We start from the raw sequence: 19,479 nt of genomic DNA on the forward strand, positions 1-19,479 counted from the left end.
TAATGGAAATCTATGTCTACGCAGATTGGGTTGAGACGAACACACCTGTTTTAGTGGGTACTTTGAGAAGTGAAGTGGTGCGCAAAAAGAGCATTTTAGTTTTACGTATGATGAAGAATGGTTAAAGTCTCCTATCGTACATCAAATCGACCCAGAGCTTCATTTATACCCTGGTGAGCATCATGTATTCTTAACAAAGCGATTTGATAGAACTGCAGATAACCGTCGTATTCACTTCACTTCTGCAATGACTCAGCTTCAATATTTTGATGGTAATGATGACGGAGCGAGCTATTTAGAGTTAGCTGAATTCCTGATTAATTATGGTAGCAATACTAAGAGTGATTTGAAGCAACTATGGACAAGAATGCTGTTTAATATAATGGTCTCTAATAGTGATGATCATTTGCGTAATCATGGGTTTCTTTTGACAAAGGGGGCTGGGCTCTTTCTCCTGCCTATGATATTAATCCCACTCTATATGCTACTGGTTTACATCTAAATATTGATGATATGAGTAATGAATTATCACCAGAACTCGCACTAGAAGTGGTGCCGTATTTTCAACTTACTGAAAAAGAGGCTGTCGACATTCATCAAAATTTGGTTCGCGTTGTTTCTCGTTGGGAAAAGTATGCGGTAGATGCTGGAGCTTCTAGAGGCGAAAGGCAAACGATGGAAGGTTGTTTTATTTAGCGCTGTAGGTAATATTTTTGGCCTAATTTGAGTCAATGATATGAATACACACCTTAAACAAATCACATTGTGATTTGAATATTAAGTTTATTCGAATCATAATGTGATTCGAATATGTACTATTTTCGAATCAAGGAGCTTTTATGTGGATTTGGCAACAAGAGTCATGGCCTAACTTTAAGTGGGATAAAAGTGTCATTGAACCTCTTGTAAGAGATACTCGGCTCAATCAAGGTGTTTTGCTTGGCAAGATGCTTTGTCAGCCGCTTGATAAAACTCAGAATCAACTTGATACCTTGTTAGCTAATATTATTCATTCTAGCGCAATAGAGGGAGAGAAATTAAATGCATTTTCAGTGCGATCCTCTCTTGCAAATAGATTGGGCGTTACGGAAGAAAAGCCATTTCCAACCACTACGCAAACGGATGGTCTTGCAGAGATAATGTTGGATGCGGTGAATAATCTAGATACCCCATTGACCCTCAAACGAATCTTACAATGGCACTCATTGCTGTTTCCTGAAGGATGCACTCTTTTTAATCCTGTGCTTGGTGGACAGTTAAGAGGTGACGCTCCCATGCAAGTCGTATCTGGACGTATAGATAAACCCGTTGTACATTTTGAGGCACCCACAAGAGATATTCTTGATAATGAACTTTGTAAATTTATTGAATGGTTTAATGAGTCAAAAACGGATGTTTCGCTCGACCCTTTGTTGAGAGCTGCGATCACACATCTGTGGTTTGTAACCTTACATCCTTTAGATGACGGTAATGGCAGAATAACCAGACTTCTTACCGATCTTGCTTTGGCTCAAGCAGAGCAGCAGTCAGTACGGTTTTATGCAATGTCAGTAGCTATTCTGGCAAACCGAAAAAGTTATTATGAAATATTGGAGAAAACTCAGAAAGGCGGAGTCGATATAACGTCTTGGCTAAAATGGTTTCTTATTACGCTGAATGAAACATTTGATGCAGCGTCAAGGGAAATAGAACAAACCGTATTTAAAACGAACTTTTGGAGAAAAACCGAACAAAGTAGACTTTCTCAAGAGCAAACCAAGGTACTTAATAGCATGCTAGATGGGGATTTCCCTGCTGGAATAAATACTTCTCAGTACCATAAAGTAGCGAAGGTAAGTAAACCAACGGCGACACGGCATTTAGCCACTCTTGTGGAGCTTGGTTGCCTAGTGAGATCTGAGTCTGGGGGGCGAAGTACACGATATTTGTTGATGGATATAGAAGCTAATTTATGAAGAGGTTTTATATACTAGAGGGTTTCCTTTGATTACACCAAGTGCAATCAAAGATAAATGATTAACCCAAGAGATAAAACTAACACTACTGATCTTGATACTGCTCTTTATACCGCAAAATCTCATCAAGGTTTTCGATGAACAGATCCACCAGCATAGGGTCAAAATGTTTGCCTTTTTCGCTGCGGATCAGTTCGATGGCTTTTTCAACGCTCCACGCTTGCTTGTAAGGGCGGGCTGAGGTGAGAGCATCAAAGACGTCGGCGATAGCGGCAATTCGACCCACTAGAGGGATATCAGTGCCTGCGGTTTGATTTGGGTAACCCGTACCGTCCCATTTCTCATGGTGGTTTTGCGCCACATCAATGGCCACTTTAAGTAGCTCTGAGTGGCTGTATTGCCCTAGAATTTCTACGCTAATATTGACGTGGCTTTGCATTATCTTCCACTCTTCAGCATTGAGCTTGCCGGGCTTTAACAGCACTTCATCTGGAATGCCAATTTTGCCTACATCGTGCATAGGTGCAGCGTCACGTAAGGTTTCCGCATCTTCTGCTGTCATACCTGCCGCCAATGCGAGCACGTAGCAATAATGGCTCATACGCATCACATGCATACCCGTTTCGTTGTCTTTAAATTCAGCGGCGCGGCCAAGGCTTTGTATGGTTTCTAATTTACCTTCGTTGATCTTTTTAGTTTGCTCTTTTACTTTTTCAAACAAAGCTTTTTGTTGATCGTGCAATGCCAATTGAGTTTTGATTCGGCGCAGTGCAACCGCAGGTGTGACCGGTTTAGTTAGGTAATCGACAGCGCCTAGCTCTAACCCTTTTACTTCATCTTCTGGGGCAATTTTGGCGGTGACAAAAATAACAGGAATGTGCGCTGTATTAGGCTGAGATTTGAGAATTTGGCAAACCTGGTAGCCGTCCATCTCTGGCATCATAATATCGAGTAAAATGATATCTGGCTGTGGCTGCATTTGCGCAATATTGATTGCCAGTCGGCCGTTGATCGCAACACGCACTTGGTAGTCATTTTCCAGCACGCCAGTCAGAACATCCAAATTGTTTGGTGTATCATCAACCACAAGCACTATAGGTTTGGAAGTCATTCTTTCCTCATTTAACTCAATGAAATTACGATACTTTTAGTATAGAAATAGAAGTGTAGAAACAGATTGCTTATCTCACCACTGTGTAAGCGTAGAACTTATGTGGATCAGCGTGTTATTTGCTTTACACTGGCTGAATTCATGACTCGGTTTCGCCCAGCACGTTTAGCGCGGTATAACGCTTGGTCTGCTTCGCGATAGGTTTTTAGCTCTTGCTCTAGCACAGGAGATACTCCGCAACTGACGGTCACACCTAGGTTGTGGTTGTTGTGAATACTGGCTTTTAATCGATGCGCAGCATCAATGGCATCAAGCATATTTGTTCTGGGCATGAGCACGGCAAATTCTTCCCCGCCAATTCGGCAAACTAAATCACTGTCTCGGCTGTTATTGGCTAAGGTATTGGCGACTTCAATCAACACTCTGTCCCCTTCATCGTGGCCATGTAGATCATTGATGTCTTTAAAATAATCGATATCCACAATGATCAAGCAAGCATGAAATAAAGGATCTTGTTTTACCTCATTACTGAGCTTGCTAAGGGCGCTATCAAAGCGACGACGATTCCAGTGATTGGTGAGAGGATCTTTCTCGGTTAAGGTCATTAACCTTTGCTGTGTTCTTTTTAAGTTACTGATATCGGTACAAGTAATGATGACGCGCGTTGTTTCACCCATTTTATTGCGTTGTTTGTGAACATATAGCATCACGCTAAATGGTTCACCAAATTGGCTGATAGCACTAAACTCACCGCTCCAATAGTCACTTACCTGCAATTGTGCCATTACAGTGTTGATTAACTCTGTGTGTTGTACAAAAGGTAGCTCTGTTACAGAAAGAGTGTTGAGTTGCTTTCTTGCATAGCCAGTGATGCGACAAAACTGCTTATTGACATATTCGGTCTTTAGCGATGGATCTAAAATGAGTACTCCCATCACTTTATCAGTCGCCGCTAGGGTCAGGGTTTTATAGTGATGTTGACGTTCAAGGCGATAGATAATAAAAGCTGTCACTAAACTCAGAGCAATGGCTGTAAATACCTCTAAGTTAAGGCTCACCGTCTTTTCTGTCGTTGCGCTTAATGCGATCATCAAACAAGCTAAAATGAAAAGCAGACTAAATAAGCTCGCTTTCCATTTTTGATTTGCTGAGTCGCTAACCAGTAAGTCAGACATGCTCAGCCTTACTTTTGTGTATCCAGTGCTGCGAGTTGCTCTCTAATCATAGTGGCCAAATCGATGTGCTCGGGTAATTCTTGAATGTCTTGGATTTTTGAGTGTACGGTCATCTTTCTTTCCTCTTGATTGGTGAACAAAAAGTATGCATGGCCGGCAAAGAAAGTGCTTACCACTTTACGCCAACCTCAATAAAGAGCTCTGCGTTATAAGTTTTGATGTCATATTACGTGTTGGGTTGGCTAGTAATTTAATGTATTGAATCTATGCTGTATAAGTCACTATATAAAAAGGGAATTTTATGAGTTCGACTGCATTTAATGTGCCTGTATTGCAGACTAATTACGCTAAAATTTTGGTGGAAGTGTGCAGTGAATATGGCGTTGATCTGCATAAATTATTGGAAGACTCCGGGCTGCCCGCGGATTTACTTCAGTCTGAAAGTGACTTTATTCCTTCAGAGTCCATTAAACGGCTACTGTTTTTAAGCTCGAATCAGTTAGGAATGACCAAGTTTACCGAGGTGATTGCGCTAGCGATTAAACGTCGCATTCTTCCCTATATTCTGCACCAGTTTAAGCCGTACAAAACCATTGGTGAGGCACTACCTCATATCAATACCATTTTTAGCAGCGACACTCCTAGTAGCAATGTGTTCTTTAAACAAGAACATGGTTTGAGTTGGTTTTGTGTTAAGTCGGTAGGCAAAGATCGCAAATATTTTCAGTGGGCTGAGGTATTTGCCATTCTTTATATTATTGAGCTAATGAGCCTGCTAACTCACTCTCGTTGGCAGCCCGATAATATTAAAATTCAGGGTACAGAGACTGATATTATTCAATCTATTTTGCCAACAGGATGTAAGCTCTTTATCGATCAGGAATACAAAGCCATTCGCATCCCGCAACAGATCCTTGAACAGCCTATTCATCTAACCTCAGGTTCGTTTAGCTCTAAACCTGCGATTGTGGAATGGCATACTAGTTTTACTGACAATGTGTTTGAGGTATTAAAACCCTATGTAAAAGAGAAAGATCTCAGCGTTGAGTACGCGGCAGAGCTACTCGATTATTCAGTCAGAACCTTGCAAAGAAAGCTAAAAGCCGAAAAAACCACATTTAGACAACTGAAAGAAAACCTAATGCTGTCCGTTGCTTGTGAGTTATTGGAAGAGGGGCACTCTTTAACCTATGTTTCCAGTCAATTAGGTTATGCCAATTTGTCGCACTTCTCTCGTGCATTTAAGCGAGTGTCAGGTTTAACTCCCAAAATGTATAAAGATTCGGTGACGGAGAAGCCGAAGATTTGAATACTGCACCTTCTTTAAAAGAGCAATAGATCGGTATTACTCTTTTCTTAAGTCGCAACGGCACTGATTTGTGATAAGTTAGCCATCCATTTAATGAGTAAAATTCACAGATAGGCAAGAAAGCTCGATGACGTTTAAAGCAGTAATTTTTGATATGGATGGGCTGTTGTTAGATACAGAGCGCGTTTGTTTACAAGCCTTTGAGAAAGCCTGCCATACTTTAGGTATCGAGTTTTTAGAGCCTGAATACTTAGCCATTATTGGGCAAAATGAGCAAGGGATTGAGCGCACCATTCGAGCGGGCTACCCCAAGGATATTGATTATCCTAAGCTGCGTAAACAGTGGATGCAGTATTATCATGCCGTGTCAGAGCATCAAGCTATCCCAGTAAAAGAGGGCGTGATTGAACTCCTTGAATGGCTTAAAAGTCAGCAAATCCCAATGGCTGTTGCGACCTCTACCGACAAGCGACTTGCGCCGATCAAACTTAAGCTCGCCGGTCTATATGATTATTTTGATAGTTTGACTTGTGGCTGTGAAGTTACTTGTGGCAAACCCGATCCTGAAATTTATTTATTAGCGGCTAAGCGATTGAATATTGATCCTATGTATTGTTTAGGGTTTGAAGATTCAAATAACGGCGTACGCGCTGGAGTTGCAGCAAATTTACAGATGGTACAAATTCCTGATTTAGTAACCCCAACCGATGAGGTCATTGCATTAGGACATAAAATTTTACCGTCGTTAAATGAGGTGCTATCAGAGCTAAAACAAAGCTTATAGCAGTGAACTAGTTGTTGTTAAGTAGTTGTAAAATAAGTTATTTATTTTGTGTGGCTGTTAGTTGTGTTTCGGGCTAGGGTTTTAGGTATTATTCTTCACTATTGTTTCGTTTTTGATCTTAGGTCACCTTTTAGTGGTTCCAATGCTGTTAAAAGTTGTTCATCTGGCAGTGATCGAGGAAAATACCGCACTTCGTTCACATTGGTTTGGTGAATGTTTCAAATAACACTGCACAGCATAACCAAGAGGTAAATAATGGGATTGTTTGGTCAAAGTAACGGTAAACCTAGTAAACATTCAGCCACCACGCTCATCGCGAAAGGCTGCCAAGTTGAAGGCGTGTTTAAACTAGAAAGTGATATGCATGTCGATGGCATTGTCATTGGGCATGTTAGCGTAGAGCAAGCACTTATGGTTACTCAATCTGGACGAGTTACGGGTGATATCTTTGCTGGTAAAGTGATCGTCAATGGTATTATCGAAGGCACTTGTCATGCTACTTCGGTTGAAATCCTTGAAAACGGTCAGGTGAAAGGCACAATCTTTACTGACGACTTGAGCATTGAGCGTGGCGGTAAGTTTAATGGTGATATTAAACCTGCTGAAAAAGAACAAGTGGTTGAGCTTGCTTCAAAAGAGAAAAAAGCTGAGCCGATCAAAGCCAGCAAAGCATCAAATAGCTAAATAGAAACAACGAACATCAATGAAAAAGCCATTTTCCTGATAAGTGAGGGGAAAATGGCTTTTTTAGTTTTGGGCTATTGGCGGTGTTGGCGGTGAATTAAGATTTATCTGCTAACTGCACCAGATATTCAGCGATAGCTTGCATACCTGATTTTGCCACGCCCGCTTTAATTTCGGCTTTTGAGTTGTAGTTGGTGTTGGTATTCACATCATAAGAATACCAGTTGCCGTTTTCATCACTGATGACTTCGATGCCGGCGATATCAATGTGGTTATCGGCTAAGAACTTTTCATGCAGTCCTATCAAGGGTGAGTCATCCAAAGCTGTGGTGATTTCAAACTTATCTTTTTCTTGGTTGTCAGCAGGTTGACTGTCTGCAAATGCAGGACAGAAAGCATCTTCAATAGAGCAACCATCCGCAGGGCAGAGTTCAAATCCACCTTCGGTTGAGACTTTAACCGCGTATAAGAACTTACCACCGACATATTCACAGCGGATAATGTAAGGTTGAGTTGATTTTACGTATTCTTGCAGTAACCAAATGCCATCAAGAGGCGCGTCGGCTTTGAGTCGTCTAAGACCGAGTTTTACATCATCAAGGGTGTTGAATTTCTCAACCCCAAGCCCTTTACCGCCACGGTTTGGTTTGATAATAAGAGGCCAAGTGTTAAATTTTTCTGCAGCGGCAACGATTAAATCGCTCCCCACTACCGCTTGAGTTTTTGGCGTTGCGATGCCGGCTTTTTGTAAGGCGGCGTATTGTGAAATCTTACACACTTCTAAATCGATAACGCCATTACCGTTGACTACAGTCACGTCATGCAAACCAAGCCATTTATCAATAATGCGAGTCAACTCAGGCGCATAACGATGCCCACGGGTATGTGAAGAGGCGCTCATGCGATTGTAGTAAATGGCATCTTCCGGAGCGCAATCAAACTCGATATGGGCTTCATTGACGAACCACTCTTTGGCGGGGACGTTTAGCTTTTTAAAGGCTTCATGAAGTGGAGCAACCCATTCTGCGTTCTCATGTAAAATATAGATTGGTTTCATAACAGCGTTTCCTTCGCTCACTTTTTATCGAATGATTTAGATAGTGCCAAATCCTCACCTGAAAGCCAGTACCAAGTGGCCGATTGCGTATATGAAATGGATATAGCTTATAACATGCAGGCAGGCACGAATGGTTAAAGTAGGGTTGTCAGTTAGAGATACCGTTTTAACTGATTGTTTAAACAAGGTATTAGAGAAATGCCCAAAGCGCGTTATTTTCGGTATTGGCTTTGGGCATTTGCTTTTTCTGAGTTATCGATTTTCAAAACGGTTGTAGTCGAGTAGGCCGTTTTCTATCGGTTGATCTTTGGCATACCATTCATGAATCTTGTCGCTAAATGGCCAAAACCTAAGATCGGTACGACGAATAGCGAAACGATCCAGTAATTCTTCATAGTCATCATCGTCATCCACTTCTCGAATGCGTTTTAGTAGCTCTGGGATTTCTCGCTCTTGCAGGGTCAAGAAAGCCGCTGGATAACTGCCCAGAATACCGTTTACTAAGGTGAGGGTGTCTTCTTCGGGTTTGCGGTTATCTTCTTCGGCAAATAAGCTGGAGATATTGGTGTGTGCGTTGCTGTGCACTAAGGTAAATACGTGCTGTTGCCCGTTGTCTGCTTCTATGTTGATTGTCATTAGTTGTGGAAAGTTTTCGATGCCTCCACCCACTAAACTGTTGATTTGTTGCAATAACAACTCACTTTCTCGCTTGAGCGGTGTATTGGCGATTTCATAGCGCGGCTCAAGGATTGACGAGACATGCTCAGTCAGCAGTGTCAGCAACTCAGTCTTAGGGTCGTTGGTGCGATATTCTATGCCTGATTCTTGATCAAAAGGCTTGGCGTTACGCGTTAGGTAATCAGTAAATTCTATAGATTGGCCTTCATACCAACTGGATAAAATATCGTGGCGAGACTCTTTTGGTAGCAGCGCAATAAAATTGGTTTCTCCTTCAATTCTCAGTAAATCCATATACATGCGGGTAATGAGCTGGTGGCCAAAGTTACCGTAAATATCAAAGCCAGCTACGAGCAAGTAATGAATACGCTCTAACAATGAATAGTCGATAACCCAAGCGGTTTTGGGTTGATTGCCGACTAAGCCTTTTGCCACTGTTGCACTGTCGAAGTGGCGGAAAATTGTTAGGGCTGCGTTAGGGTTAGTGCCGTCCCCATTCCAGATGATATCAATGTCTAGATGCTCACCATTTTTAAAATGGTCATTCATGAAATTCATCTTCTCTGTCAAATAGATAGACTGAGATTTAGAGAATTTGACCCAGTTAAACAGTGGTGTGGTATTGCTGTCTAATTGCCCCGGCAATGCCATATTTTCGGCTTGAGATCTAAGGAAATCAGTCGCCACTTTGTTATCCATGCGGCCTGGGTTGGTAAAGAATACCCAGAAGTGGTCATTAATTACGTTTAGGGCCAATTGTCCGCGACAAACAGGTCCTTTAATAAAGGCCATTATGGTGTTTTGCGCTTCGTCTAAAAGGAAGTTGTAGCGAGAATCGACAGGAATATCGGCAAAGGCGAGAATGGGGTTAGATGCCACTTCAATGTCGTAACTTGGCAGTTTTTTAATGGTGTAATCGGCTTTATCAAACCATGTTAGCCATTTTTGCATGCGCTCTTGGTTTAGTGCGTATGGCATGTGGGTTTTGTCGACAATGGTTTCGCGCTCTGCAATCAAGCGGTAGTAGACACGTGAAACTTGAGGATCGCCATAAGGTCGGCGCGTCGCAATACGTTTTACTGGTTCACCGGGAGGCGTTGCTGAGCGTACTAGGCTAAAGAAGCGCGTTTGTTCATGCTCAGAGAAGTAGATATGCGAAAGAAACAGATGCTCGTATATATAACGACTGGTAATTTGACGCTTTAGGTCATCTTGGTTGAAGTACGCCTCCCATTTAGCCACCTCTGCAAGTTGCGCTTTGGTGAGAGGCGTTGGCTCTGACATGCTTGCCCCTTGGCGTAGCCATGCAAGCAAGGTTTGTTGTTCGTCGTTAGCAAGTGCGGGCATGCCATAAGGCATTCCGGCGAGCGGGTATTCTTCTTTATAGGCTTGAATAGAATCTGAAGTGGGACAGACAAAGGCGCGGTCGAGGCTAAAATCAAAATCGTCATCATCTAAAATGACATCTTGCGGAAGAGGAAACTCTTCTTTTTGAATTAACAACTGCGCCATTACTCCCGCTTCTATATTGGCATCTGCGCGTTGCAGGCGTTCATTCAAAACAGGATAAAAGCCATGTTCACGCCACTCTTGGGTGGAAAACGCATCTTCATATAATCGAGTTGGAGTGGTGGCAGTCAAGCGAGCACCTTGATACACCATCGCCGTGGTTGCGCCTCGGTCTATGCCTTCTGGTGAGGTCAGTTTGAGTTGGCAGGGGGCGTCATAACAAGCGTGGCAGACAACACATCGTTTATCGAGAATAGGTTGCACCTCTTCGATAAAATACTGAGCTTGCGAGAAGTCGTGTGAGACAGTTCTATCTTGAACCTTTTCGGGGCCAAACAGCGCTTCAAAATTTAATCCTACGAAGGTACTACAACCAGTAAATACAATGATGAAGGCAATCAGTGCGTACTTTTTCATTTAACATCCATATCCTCAATAAAAGCGACTCTTTTATGATGGTCGCATCTGCAATTCGTGTCAAAGAATATGAGTTCATAGTGAAGGATATTAAAGAGAATATATCTTTGATAACACACTGTAATTAATAGAATTACGAACTTATGGAGAGAAATTGTCGGTTAAATGCTGTCGGATATTTATCTTGTTTTAATAGAGAGTATTATCGTAGCAGGCGACTTATTCGTATTTGAGTATGCCAAATCGTGTAATTTTTTCTAATTGTATGAAAAATCTATCTTTTAAGTCAGTGATATCACACTACACTTGTAGTCTGATTGTTTTAGTATCCGAGATAAAATAGAGTATATATTCTAATTTTTAATCGACAGATATCGCCAAGGAATAGAACAAGGTGAAATTTAAACGTATTGTCATTGCGTTGATGTGTGGGTTTGCGCTACCTGCTGTTGCTCAACCTGTGACCTTCTCTCAAGCGTGGGCATTGTTACAGCAACAAAACAACTCTCTGGCGGCTAGCCAAGCCAATGTTGACCGCTATCGAAACCTGCAAAGTGCCAAACAGAGCTTAAATTTGCCGTCGGTCACTTTAAATGCCAACTACACCCGTCTGGATGATGACATTAAGCTTAGTGGACAACAGATTGCTGATAGTATTTCGACCCCTATCGCACTGCCGCCTATTTCTCTGCCAATCTTAGCCAGCTCTTATTCAACTATTGCAGAAAAAGACGTATTTACCTCTTCTATTCGAGCGATTTGGCCCATCTTTACTGGGGGTAAAATCATTTCGGCACAATCTATTGCGTCTGCACAAACCGACGAAGCTCGTGCACAACTAGAGATGGAGCGACAAGCCCGATATGAAGATTTAGCCAAGTACTATTTTGGGGTTGTACTGTCTAAGCAAGTGGTTGAAACCTACAAAAATGTAGAGAAAGGCTTGGAGCAACATGCCAGCTTTGCCGCCAAGTTAGAAAAGCAAGGGCAGATTGCTCGAGTAGAAAGATTACAAGCGGATGCATCGCTTGCCAAAGCTAAAGTGGATAGAAAAAAAGCAGAGCGAGATTTAGAAATTGCCACCAGTGCATTAACGCAAATTTTAAATCAGTCGCAAACCGTGACCCCTGTTAGCCCCCTCTTTATCAATAAATCGCTTCCTCCTTTAAGTGCCTATACCAACGAAACGTTAGTGACCTATCCGGGCTTGTCTATTTTGGATGCCAAAGAGAAACAAGCCAAAGGGTTAACGGATGTGCAAAAAAGTAAATACTACCCAGATGTGTATTTATACGGAGATTACAACCTGTATGAAGATGACTCGTTAGCCTCGCAATTAAAGCCAGACTGGTTTGTCGGGGTAGGGGTCAGTATTCCGTTACTTGAAACCAGTGGCCGCTCTAGCCAACTCGACGCCGCTCATAGCGCAGTATTGCAAATCACTCATTTGCGCGCTCAGGCGAAGCAAGATCTTTCGGTATTAGTACAAAAAACGTATTTGGAAGCCGAGCAGTCGATGGAAGAGGTCAAAGGGCTAGAGACCAGTATCGAGCTCGCCGAAGAAAACCTACGCTTACGTCGAAAAATGTTTAGCCAAGGGTTATCTAACTCGTTAGATGTGGTGGATGCGGAGTTATACCTTGCCAGCATTCAAACCCAGCAGCATGTTGCTCGTTTTAACTACTTAATATCACTGAATAAACTGCTCGCACTGAGTGGCAAAATGAACACTTTTAATCAATATGAGACCCGTCCTAACAAGGCTATCAATGAAGCTAGCGTAGGCACTAAAGGAGAAGTCAATGTCAGCTAAAACCCCTATTGCTCTAGTCGCAGTAGTCCTTATTGGTCTTGTTGGATACGGTTTTTATCAAGCTTACCAACCACAGCCTATTCGCATTCAAGGACAGATGACCGCTCAGCAATACAGCATCTCTTCTAAAGTTCCAGGTCGCATTGAAAGTATTAATGTGAAAAAGGGCGATCAGGTTAAGGAAGGTGATCTTATCTTTACTATCTACAGCCCAGAAATTGATGCCAAATTAGAGCAGGCGCGCGCAGGACAAGAAGCCGCCGGTGCATTAGCTCAAGAAGCGGAAAACGGTGCTCGTACTCAGCAAATTTCTGCTGCTCGTGATCAATGGAGTAAAGCGAAAGCAGCGTCTGAGTTGATGGAGAAAACCTATCGCCGCGTGGATAATTTATATCAAGACGGCGTACTCGCCGAGCAAAAACGCGACGAGGCCTACACGCAGTGGCAAGCGGCTAAATACACAGAAAATGCCGCTCATCAAATGTACTTGTTAGCCAAAGAAGGCGCACGCTCTGAAACCAAAAAAGCCGCCAGTGAAAAAGCGCGTATGGCCGCCGGCGCAGTGGCAGAAGTAGAAGCCTATGCAGCAGATACCCATATTGAAAGTTGGTTTGATGGCGAAGTCTCACAAGTGCTACTGCACAGCGGCGAGCTTGCTCCGCAAGGTTTCCCGGTAGTGACCGTTATCGATACCTTAGATTCTTGGGCGGTGTTTAATGTGCGAGAAGATCTGCTTAAACATTTCCAAAAAGACTCAGAAATAAGTGCGTTTGTTCCTGCATTAGATAAAACGGTTCGTTTTCGTATTTCGCATATTTCAGTAATGGGCGACTTTGCTACATGGCGATCAACGGACAGCAGTCAGGGCTTTGATTTACGCACTTTTGAAGTGGAAGCTCGTCCACTGCAAGATTTGGATAAATTCCGCATTGGTATGAGTGTTGTGTTAACGCTAGACGAAAAAGAGTAATCGTATGTTTCGTTTTATAGCGGACGAATGGCAACGATTGTGGCGGGATAAATGGCTATTAGCCTCCATTACTTGGGTGCCGATTTTGCTGGCGGTGAGCCTATGGTGGATCTTTTCACAAGGCATCGCTCGCGCACTGCCGATTGCGGTCGTTGATCATCAGCAAAGCCGTTTATCGCATGAGTTGGTTCGATACCTTGATGCCAGTGAAACCCTGCATGTTAGTACTCACTTTCAAAGTGAATATGATGCCAAAAGGGCGCTCAGTGGTAGTGATATCTATGCCTATGTGGTGATCCCGAGAGATTTTGACCGCGATATTTTCTTGTCCAATCCACCGCAAGTCAGCGTGTTTTATAACAGTCAGTACATCTTAGTGGGGAAACTGGTCAATTCATCGGTATTGCGCTCAGTGGGAACATTTGATGCGAAGATACAAACGACGAAAAAGCTAGCCTCTGGTAACTCAACCATTAAAAGTGCGTTAGGTAAAGCGGTTACGGTGCGCACGCAAATTACGCCGCTGTTTAACTCAAACAGCAACTACGCACAGTTTTTGGTATCAGCGATTGTGCCAGCTGTTTGGCAAATAGTGATTGTGGTGGGTACAGTGCTGACATTAGCAATGCACAAGCGACTAGGCACTATGGATAAGTGGCTTGAGCAGGGCGTAGTGGGCGCTATGACGAAGATGTTAGCCTGTTACATCCCGATTTATTGGACGCTGGGTGTGGGCTTTTTACTGTGGTTTTATGCCTACTTGCAGTGGCCGATGCAAGGCGGCTATGCGGTGCTTATCTTTGCGCAGCTTGCCACAGTGCTGGCGTGCACTTTAGTCGGCGCAGTATTCTTCTTTATGACCTTTGATGCAGCCAGAGCCTTGAGTTTTGCCGGTGCATTTACTGCCCCAGGTTTTGCCTTTATGGGGATCACTTTTCCGGTAACGGATATGGGGACGCTAGCACAAGGTTGGCGCAGTTTGTTGCCAATAAGCCATTATATCGAGGCGCAGGTGAGTCAGGTGTCTTATGGCGCTTCTACTTTGCAAACCTTAGGTTTTCTCGTTCCTATGTTGGGGTATTTAGTTCTGCTACTGGTGCTGGCTAAACTGGCTCCGAAAAAGATAAAAGGGGCGTTAGCATGAATTGGCTGTCCATCTTTAAGCTTGAATTAAAAGCCATTTTAACCAATCCGGTGGTAGTACTTACTATCTTTGGTGGCGTGGTATTCTATTCGTTTTTGTATCCACTGCCTTATGCAAAACAAATTCCGAATCAGCAACATATTACGGTGGTGAATCTAGACAAAAGCAAGGTGAGTTTTGATTTGGAGCGCATGGTAGATGCTACCTCTCAAATTCAGATTGTAGAGCGAGCGCACAGCATTGCACAGGCGAAACAGCAGTTTTTAAATGGTGATGTGCGAGGGATTTTGGTCATTCCAGAGCATTTCTATCGCGATCTATTGCTAGGCAAGAGTCCGACCCTATCCTTTGCTGGTGATGCCTCCTATTTTCTTGTATACGGCACCATTGTGGAAGGGTTAGCCCGAGCTGGTGGTACTTTGGCCGCTAAAGCAAAAGTGGCGCGTCTGGTTATGGAAGGGGAGCCTTTAGTGAGCGCTACCAAGCACCACGCGTCAATTGATGTGAACATGAAGCCTACCTTTAATGTGACTGGCGGATACGTTAATTATGTGGTTCCTGCGGTGTTTGTGTTGATTTTGCAACAAACCCTAGTCATGGGCGTTGGTATCGTAGGAGCAACCATTACCCAGCCAACCATAGCCCAGAATGCTAAAGAACAGCGCGAGTCGTGGCAGAGGTTACTGGCGAGAGTGGTGTGCTTTACTGGGTTTTATTATGTATTGGGCGCTTATTATTTTGGTTGGAGCTTTGATTTTTATTCGGTGGCTCGCTTAGCGCATCCATTGCAATTGTTGATCTTCGGTACACCCTTTTTATTGTCCGGTTGCATGATAGGGCTATTGCTAGGCATGCTAGTACCCAGACGTGAGTTAGTGACTGTGATTGTGCTAATGAGTTCAATGCCGTTAGTCTTTAGCGCCGGTTTTATCTGGCCACTTGAGGCAATCCCGACTCCGTTAATATGGTTGTCCAACTTATTCCCAAGCACTCCGGCCATTCAAGGCTTCTTAAAGCTGAATCAAATGGGTGCTGATTTTTCTCAAGTCACGCCTCAATATTTCTTATTAATTGCGCAGGTGATTGGTTGGTCAATACTGGTGTATGCCCTAAGAAGGCGTAAGCAGGCAATGAAATTGCAAGAGGGAAAGGTATTGTAGAAAGAGACCACAGGTCTGAGTGGTTTAGACCTGTGGTGATATCGAACGTTGTAATTGCTATAACGTCATCTTTGCTTATTTAGGGAAGTTGACGATTGGGAAACATTTAAAGAATCCGTTATCGGCACAGTTCACTAAACCCACTTGTACCGCGTCAATGTGTTTAGTTTTGTTGAAGATACCTACCTGTACAGTAGATTTGTTTGAAAGGCTTACAAGGCCCACATCGGCCACAGTTGTGCCTGTTGAGTAGTTTACTGCTGACCAGTTAAGACCATTCACATCATGAGTAATGTTGGCTAAACCTAAGTTAGCACCTGTCGCTTTACCTGTGTTCCAGTTAAACCAACCAAGAGAGACACCAGTCATTTCTTTGTTAATTTTGTTTGCACCAAAGGCGATGCTGAAGTTTGCACCGGTAGTACGATCGGATTCAGACATACCAATTAAAGAGAAATCAACCCCTTTAACTTCAGATACTTTACCGTGTAGAACCGCTAAACGTACGCCGTGAACCACATTATCGTGCGGTGCGTTCAGGTTGATTGAGGAAAACATAACAGGTGTTTGAGCACAGGCAAATGAAGAAGCAACGCTAGCAGCAAAAGCTACGGCAACAAGTCTTTTTTTCATACAGAATCTATCCTAACGGTGATTAAATTTAATTTGATGCCAAGCAAACAACGAAGCGAAAATTAAGGAAAATGGCTAAGTTGCTATCGTTATTGACATAATTTGTAGGCTTGATGATAGTCGTGCGAATGGTTTGATATAACTAGCAAAAATGGAATGTAATGTTTACCAGTATGAGTTTGGAAATTAAATTTTACTTAAGACACTGAATTTAAACGATTTTATTTTTGGTGTCTTATTGGTGTCTTATTGGTGTCTTATTGGTGTCTTATTGGTGTCTTATTGGTGTCTTATTGGTGCATATTGTTTTGTGATTGGGGAATATCATCGCCAAACTCGAGAATATGGAGCTCTCACGCGATTTGGCTTTAGTTAGCAATGTACAATTAAGCATCAAATATCACGTAAGTTGCTGTTGTGTGGCAGCAATGCGCTCAACTCTTCTATCAATATCGTTTGCATCCATAGGTGCGCCACGCTGCTGGAACACCTTTGATGGTGAATGAGGTATGCCGGAACCGCAAGCGCCTCTTTTCCATCTAACTCTGGCGATGGTAATTGAATAAAGTGCTCGCCGAAATCGGGGAGGGCTTGGATGCTGTTAGTGCCAAATAATATGGCGTCTGTTTTAACCAGCACATCGACCAACACTTGAGTCTGAGAGCTTCTCAATATAGGGCGATTCTCGTGCATCAGATCTTTGTAGACTTGTAAAATGGGTGCATTGAAAGAGTGATGCTGATCCTCATCGACGACCATGCCAATCATAGGAAATGCTATCGTATCTTGCAGCGTCACCTCTTTATTCTTACTCAAAGGGTGAGAGTTGCGTACGAATAACTGGGGTCTCAATGAACCCAAGTGTGTCGCCACATATTTTGCATTGGCAGGTTGGATAAAGTGCAATGCAAAATCAATATAGCCTTGGTCAATAGCAGGATACGGGTTGGCTTTGGCTGAGTGTTCTGTGATGGTCACTTTAGGGGCGATATTTTGCAGTCTTAATACTAATTTGGGAAATAGAGCACTAGATAAAAAAGCAGGCATAGAGATAGCAAAACTATTGTCTGCGACATAGGGGTCAAACTGTTCTGAACCGAACACTTGTTGCAGTTGAGGGAGTAATACCAGTAGCTGTTTTTCGATAAGTAGCGCTTTCTCGGTAGGTACTAGCCCTGTTGATACGCGAGTAAACAAAGGATCGTCAAAAGTGGCGCGTAGACGTGCCAGCGCTCTACTGACCGCAGATTGAGAAACAAACAACACTTCAGACGCCCGAGAGACATTTCTTTCCCTTAACAACACATCCATTGTCACCAACAGGTTTAAATCCACTCTAGCCAAGCTTCGGTTCATAAATTCGAGCCTATTATTCACTTCAGTCATAATCAATTATAAGCATAAGTCGTTAGACGCAAATAAGGCAAGTGCCTATTCTTTACGCAACAGCAAATACTTAGACTTAGTTGAAATTACAGGTGGATATATGAAAAAAACACTTATTACTACGATCATGACTCTGGGTTTAGTTGCATCTGCGAATGCTGCAACTTATGAGGCCGACGTACCCGCTTCAATCATTACTCCTAATCAAGTGGAGTCAAAATATTTAGGTGAGCTTTCGTACACAGATGGTGCACCATCTCTTGATACGTACAATAAGGCGAGTGATTTTGTGGATACAGCCGACGCGGTTCGTGTTTTCCTTTCAGGCATCCCTGTTGCTTCGATTCAAGGTTTATTGGCCGGTCATCAAAGTATCGGTATGGAGGCAAACCGCACTATAGGTATTTCTGAGGACTTATTGGATGCAAAAAGTATCTGGTTAACCGCCAACACAACCACTCCTTATGTGTCAGGTGAGATTGACTTAAAACAAGGGCCAGTCGTTCTTGAAGTCGGCACTCCCGTCCTCGGTTTAGTAGATAACGCAGCCTTTAAGTTTGTGGCACGTGTTGGAGCAACTCATCCACAAGACCAAGGTAAGGGCGGAAAATACTTCTTCTACCATTCATCGTATCAGGGAGAGTTGCCTGAAGGGTATATTCACATTAAATCAGAGGGTTACCGTCACTGGTTACTACTGCGTGTGATCACTACACCGCAAACGATGGACAGTGATATCGCAAAGCTAAAAGAGACCATGAAGTTGTACCCATACGGTGAGCAAGAACGTACTAATTTTAAAAATTTCTCGGGCGTTAAGTACAACACAGTGCACGCGATGGATGAGTCTTTTTATTCGGAAATCAATGAGTTGATCCAATACGAGCCGTCAGCGGTGTTTGATGCAGAGTGGTTATCTATGGCAAAAAGTTTAGGCATTGAAAAAGGTAAGCCATTTGCACCGGATACACGCATGCAAGGTATTTTAAAAGAAGCCTCAAAAATTGCGACCGCCGAAGCGCGCAGTTATTACTTCCATCCAGACGAGTCGGTGACTCGCTATCAAGATAGAAAGTGGTTTACGCCATTGGTAAATGGTCATGAGTTTATCGACAATGAAAATGGCGTGATTAACGCCGATGATCGAGCATTGTTCCACTTTATGGCGACGGGTATCACCCCAGATATGGTGACCAAAACCGAGGGTAAAGGTTCTGATTACCTTCTAGCGACTCGAGATCAAGACGACAAGCTGTTTGATGGTTCAAAACACTATACGGTCACGCTACCAGCAGGCGTGCCTGTAACTAAGTTCTGGTCGTTTATGGTGTACGACAATCAAACCCGCTCTATGTTAGAGACAGATCAAAAAGCGGCCGGGGTAGACGGATTAAGCCAAGGTGTGAAGAAAAACGCGGACGGTTCAACCACTATCCACTTTGCACCCAAAGCTCCGCAAGGCGCTGAAGGAAATTGGGTTCAAACGGTGGATGGCAAGGGTTATAACGTGATTTTCCGTGTTTATGGTCCAACGCAAGCATGGTTTGATAACTCATGGAAACCTAGTGATTTTAAACTGGTTAAATAACTCAATAACGTGACGTTATAAAGTCAAATTAAGGCCTGACTCCCATACACTATTGGAGTCAGGCCTTTTCATGTTTGTATATAGTTCATTAAAGACTAATAAAGTG

General features: G+C 43.1%; 18 protein-coding genes. 12 read left to right on the forward strand and 6 right to left on the reverse strand.

Going from position 1 to position 19,479, the window contains the following annotated elements:
• Nucleotides 1–2: 2 nt before the first annotated feature.
• The 4 genes from QV280_RS13025 (at nucleotide 3) to QV280_RS13040 (ending at nucleotide 1,955) form a co-directional block, all read left to right on the forward strand.
• On the forward strand, nucleotides 3–125 hold the full coding sequence (locus tag QV280_RS13025; RefSeq protein WP_301539986.1) for a hypothetical protein: 123 nt from the start codon (nucleotides 3–5) through the stop codon (nucleotides 123–125).
• A 20-nt stretch (nucleotides 126–145) separates the two neighbouring features.
• Nucleotides 146–502, forward strand: a complete 357-nt coding sequence (locus QV280_RS13030; RefSeq protein ID WP_240432779.1) for a HipA domain-containing protein — start codon at nucleotides 146–148, stop codon at nucleotides 500–502.
• An 11-nt stretch (nucleotides 503–513) separates the two neighbouring features.
• Nucleotides 514–696 carry a hypothetical protein gene (locus tag QV280_RS13035; RefSeq protein ID WP_253912537.1) on the forward strand — a complete coding sequence of 61 codons (183 nt, stop codon included), beginning with the start codon at nucleotides 514–516 and terminating at the stop codon, nucleotides 694–696.
• Nucleotides 697–839: 143 nt separating this feature from the next.
• The gene (locus QV280_RS13040) at nucleotides 840–1,955 is read left to right on the forward strand and encodes a Fic family protein (RefSeq protein WP_152820215.1); all 1,116 of its coding nucleotides are present in this window, start codon (nucleotides 840–842) and stop codon (nucleotides 1,953–1,955) included.
• Between the two features lie 85 nt (nucleotides 1,956–2,040).
• On the opposite strand, the gene QV280_RS13045 is transcribed toward QV280_RS13040, so the two are convergent.
• Both QV280_RS13045 and QV280_RS13050 read right to left on the reverse strand, forming a co-directional pair.
• On the reverse strand, nucleotides 2,041–3,066 hold the full coding sequence (locus tag QV280_RS13045) for an HD domain-containing phosphohydrolase (RefSeq protein ID WP_152820218.1): 1,026 nt from the start codon (nucleotides 3,064–3,066) through the stop codon (nucleotides 2,041–2,043).
• Nucleotides 3,067–3,173: 107 nt separating this feature from the next.
• Entirely contained in the window at nucleotides 3,174–4,241 is a 1,068-nt protein-coding gene (locus QV280_RS13050) for a sensor domain-containing diguanylate cyclase (RefSeq protein ID WP_152820220.1), read from the reverse strand.
• 301 nt (nucleotides 4,242–4,542) lie between these two features.
• On the opposite strand from QV280_RS13050, the gene QV280_RS13055 reads away from it, so the two are divergent.
• The 3 genes from QV280_RS13055 to QV280_RS13065 all read left to right on the forward strand — a co-directional run bounded on the left by QV280_RS13055 (nucleotide 4,543) and on the right by QV280_RS13065 (nucleotide 7,018).
• The gene (locus QV280_RS13055; RefSeq protein ID WP_152820222.1) at nucleotides 4,543–5,550 is read left to right on the forward strand and encodes an AraC family transcriptional regulator; all 1,008 of its coding nucleotides are present in this window, start codon (nucleotides 4,543–4,545) and stop codon (nucleotides 5,548–5,550) included.
• Nucleotides 5,551–5,677: 127 nt separating this feature from the next.
• Nucleotides 5,678–6,334: an HAD family hydrolase gene (locus tag QV280_RS13060; RefSeq protein WP_152820224.1), complete on the forward strand. Its 657-nt coding sequence runs from the start codon at nucleotides 5,678–5,680 to the stop codon at nucleotides 6,332–6,334.
• A gap of 255 nt (nucleotides 6,335–6,589) precedes the next feature.
• Complete coding sequence (locus QV280_RS13065; RefSeq protein ID WP_023403263.1) at nucleotides 6,590–7,018, forward strand: bactofilin family protein; 429 nt, start codon at nucleotides 6,590–6,592, stop codon at nucleotides 7,016–7,018.
• 97 nt (nucleotides 7,019–7,115) lie between these two features.
• Here the strand turns inward: QV280_RS13065 and QV280_RS13070 are convergent, their stop codons facing one another.
• Both QV280_RS13070 and QV280_RS13075 read right to left on the reverse strand, forming a co-directional pair.
• Nucleotides 7,116–8,075 carry an ATP-grasp domain-containing protein gene (locus QV280_RS13070; protein ID WP_152820226.1) on the reverse strand — a complete coding sequence of 320 codons (960 nt, stop codon included), beginning with the start codon at nucleotides 8,073–8,075 and terminating at the stop codon, nucleotides 7,116–7,118.
• Nucleotides 8,076–8,327: 252 nt separating this feature from the next.
• On the reverse strand, nucleotides 8,328–10,679 hold the full coding sequence (locus QV280_RS13075) for a fatty acid cis/trans isomerase (protein WP_152820229.1): 2,352 nt from the start codon (nucleotides 10,677–10,679) through the stop codon (nucleotides 8,328–8,330).
• 424 nt (nucleotides 10,680–11,103) lie between these two features.
• Between QV280_RS13075 and QV280_RS13080 the strand changes: the two genes are divergently transcribed.
• From QV280_RS13080 to QV280_RS13095, 4 genes are read left to right on the forward strand one after another with little or no spacing between them, the layout of a single operon-like run.
• The gene (locus QV280_RS13080; protein ID WP_052029579.1) at nucleotides 11,104–12,492 is read left to right on the forward strand and encodes a TolC family protein; all 1,389 of its coding nucleotides are present in this window, start codon (nucleotides 11,104–11,106) and stop codon (nucleotides 12,490–12,492) included.
• Entirely contained in the window at nucleotides 12,482–13,462 is a 981-nt protein-coding gene (locus QV280_RS13085; RefSeq protein ID WP_152820231.1) for an HlyD family secretion protein, read from the forward strand. The genes QV280_RS13080 and QV280_RS13085 overlap by 11 nt, the downstream gene beginning before the upstream one ends.
• A gap of 4 nt (nucleotides 13,463–13,466) precedes the next feature.
• Nucleotides 13,467–14,606: an ABC transporter permease gene (locus tag QV280_RS13090; RefSeq protein WP_152820237.1), complete on the forward strand. Its 1,140-nt coding sequence runs from the start codon at nucleotides 13,467–13,469 to the stop codon at nucleotides 14,604–14,606.
• Complete coding sequence (locus QV280_RS13095; protein WP_152820239.1) at nucleotides 14,603–15,766, forward strand: ABC transporter permease; 1,164 nt, start codon at nucleotides 14,603–14,605, stop codon at nucleotides 15,764–15,766. The genes QV280_RS13090 and QV280_RS13095 overlap by 4 nt, the downstream gene beginning before the upstream one ends.
• Nucleotides 15,767–15,841: 75 nt before the next feature.
• Here the strand turns inward: QV280_RS13095 and QV280_RS13100 are convergent, their stop codons facing one another.
• Nucleotides 15,842–16,399 (reverse strand): VC2662 family protein, encoded by a 558-nt coding sequence (locus QV280_RS13100; protein WP_023403270.1) that lies wholly within the window; start codon nucleotides 16,397–16,399, stop codon nucleotides 15,842–15,844.
• A 393-nt stretch (nucleotides 16,400–16,792) separates the two neighbouring features.
• A complete protein-coding gene (locus QV280_RS13105; protein WP_152820240.1) occupies nucleotides 16,793–17,755 on the reverse strand; it encodes a LysR family transcriptional regulator in 963 nt (320 codons plus the stop codon).
• 130 nt (nucleotides 17,756–17,885) lie between these two features.
• Here QV280_RS13105 and QV280_RS13110 point away from each other — a divergent pair, with 130 nt between their 5' ends.
• Nucleotides 17,886–19,373: a DUF1254 domain-containing protein gene (locus tag QV280_RS13110; protein ID WP_152820243.1), complete on the forward strand. Its 1,488-nt coding sequence runs from the start codon at nucleotides 17,886–17,888 to the stop codon at nucleotides 19,371–19,373.
• Nucleotides 19,374–19,479: the final 106 nt, after the last annotated feature.

This window comes from Vibrio sp. B1Z05, from assembly GCF_052955985.1.

What these genes read in the sequence shown, in the direction of transcription:
- QV280_RS13025 (WP_301539986.1), top strand. Translation starts at nt 3, where the DNA reads ATGGAAATCTATGTCTACGCAGATTGGGTTGAGACGAACACACCTGTT.
- QV280_RS13035 (WP_253912537.1), top strand. Translation starts at nt 514, where the DNA reads ATGAGTAATGAATTATCACCAGAACTCGCACTAGAAGTGGTGCCGTAT.
- QV280_RS13040 (WP_152820215.1), top strand. Translation starts at nt 840, where the DNA reads ATGTGGATTTGGCAACAAGAGTCATGGCCTAACTTTAAGTGGGATAAA.
- QV280_RS13045 (WP_152820218.1), bottom strand. Translation starts at nt 3,066, where the DNA reads ATGACTTCCAAACCTATAGTGCTTGTGGTTGATGATACACCAAACAAT.
- QV280_RS13050 (WP_152820220.1), bottom strand. Translation starts at nt 4,241, where the DNA reads ATGTCTGACTTACTGGTTAGCGACTCAGCAAATCAAAAATGGAAAGCG.
- QV280_RS13055 (WP_152820222.1), top strand. Translation starts at nt 4,543, where the DNA reads ATGAGTTCGACTGCATTTAATGTGCCTGTATTGCAGACTAATTACGCT.
- QV280_RS13060 (WP_152820224.1), top strand. Translation starts at nt 5,678, where the DNA reads ATGACGTTTAAAGCAGTAATTTTTGATATGGATGGGCTGTTGTTAGAT.
- QV280_RS13065 (WP_023403263.1), top strand. Translation starts at nt 6,590, where the DNA reads ATGGGATTGTTTGGTCAAAGTAACGGTAAACCTAGTAAACATTCAGCC.
- QV280_RS13070 (WP_152820226.1), bottom strand. Translation starts at nt 8,075, where the DNA reads ATGAAACCAATCTATATTTTACATGAGAACGCAGAATGGGTTGCTCCA.
- QV280_RS13075 (WP_152820229.1), bottom strand. Translation starts at nt 10,679, where the DNA reads ATGAAAAAGTACGCACTGATTGCCTTCATCATTGTATTTACTGGTTGT.
- QV280_RS13080 (WP_052029579.1), top strand. Translation starts at nt 11,104, where the DNA reads ATGTGTGGGTTTGCGCTACCTGCTGTTGCTCAACCTGTGACCTTCTCT.
- QV280_RS13085 (WP_152820231.1), top strand. Translation starts at nt 12,482, where the DNA reads ATGTCAGCTAAAACCCCTATTGCTCTAGTCGCAGTAGTCCTTATTGGT.
- QV280_RS13090 (WP_152820237.1), top strand. Translation starts at nt 13,467, where the DNA reads ATGTTTCGTTTTATAGCGGACGAATGGCAACGATTGTGGCGGGATAAA.
- QV280_RS13095 (WP_152820239.1), top strand. Translation starts at nt 14,603, where the DNA reads ATGAATTGGCTGTCCATCTTTAAGCTTGAATTAAAAGCCATTTTAACC.
- QV280_RS13100 (WP_023403270.1), bottom strand. Translation starts at nt 16,399, where the DNA reads ATGAAAAAAAGACTTGTTGCCGTAGCTTTTGCTGCTAGCGTTGCTTCT.
- QV280_RS13105 (WP_152820240.1), bottom strand. Translation starts at nt 17,755, where the DNA reads ATGAACCGAAGCTTGGCTAGAGTGGATTTAAACCTGTTGGTGACAATG.
- QV280_RS13110 (WP_152820243.1), top strand. Translation starts at nt 17,886, where the DNA reads ATGAAAAAAACACTTATTACTACGATCATGACTCTGGGTTTAGTTGCA.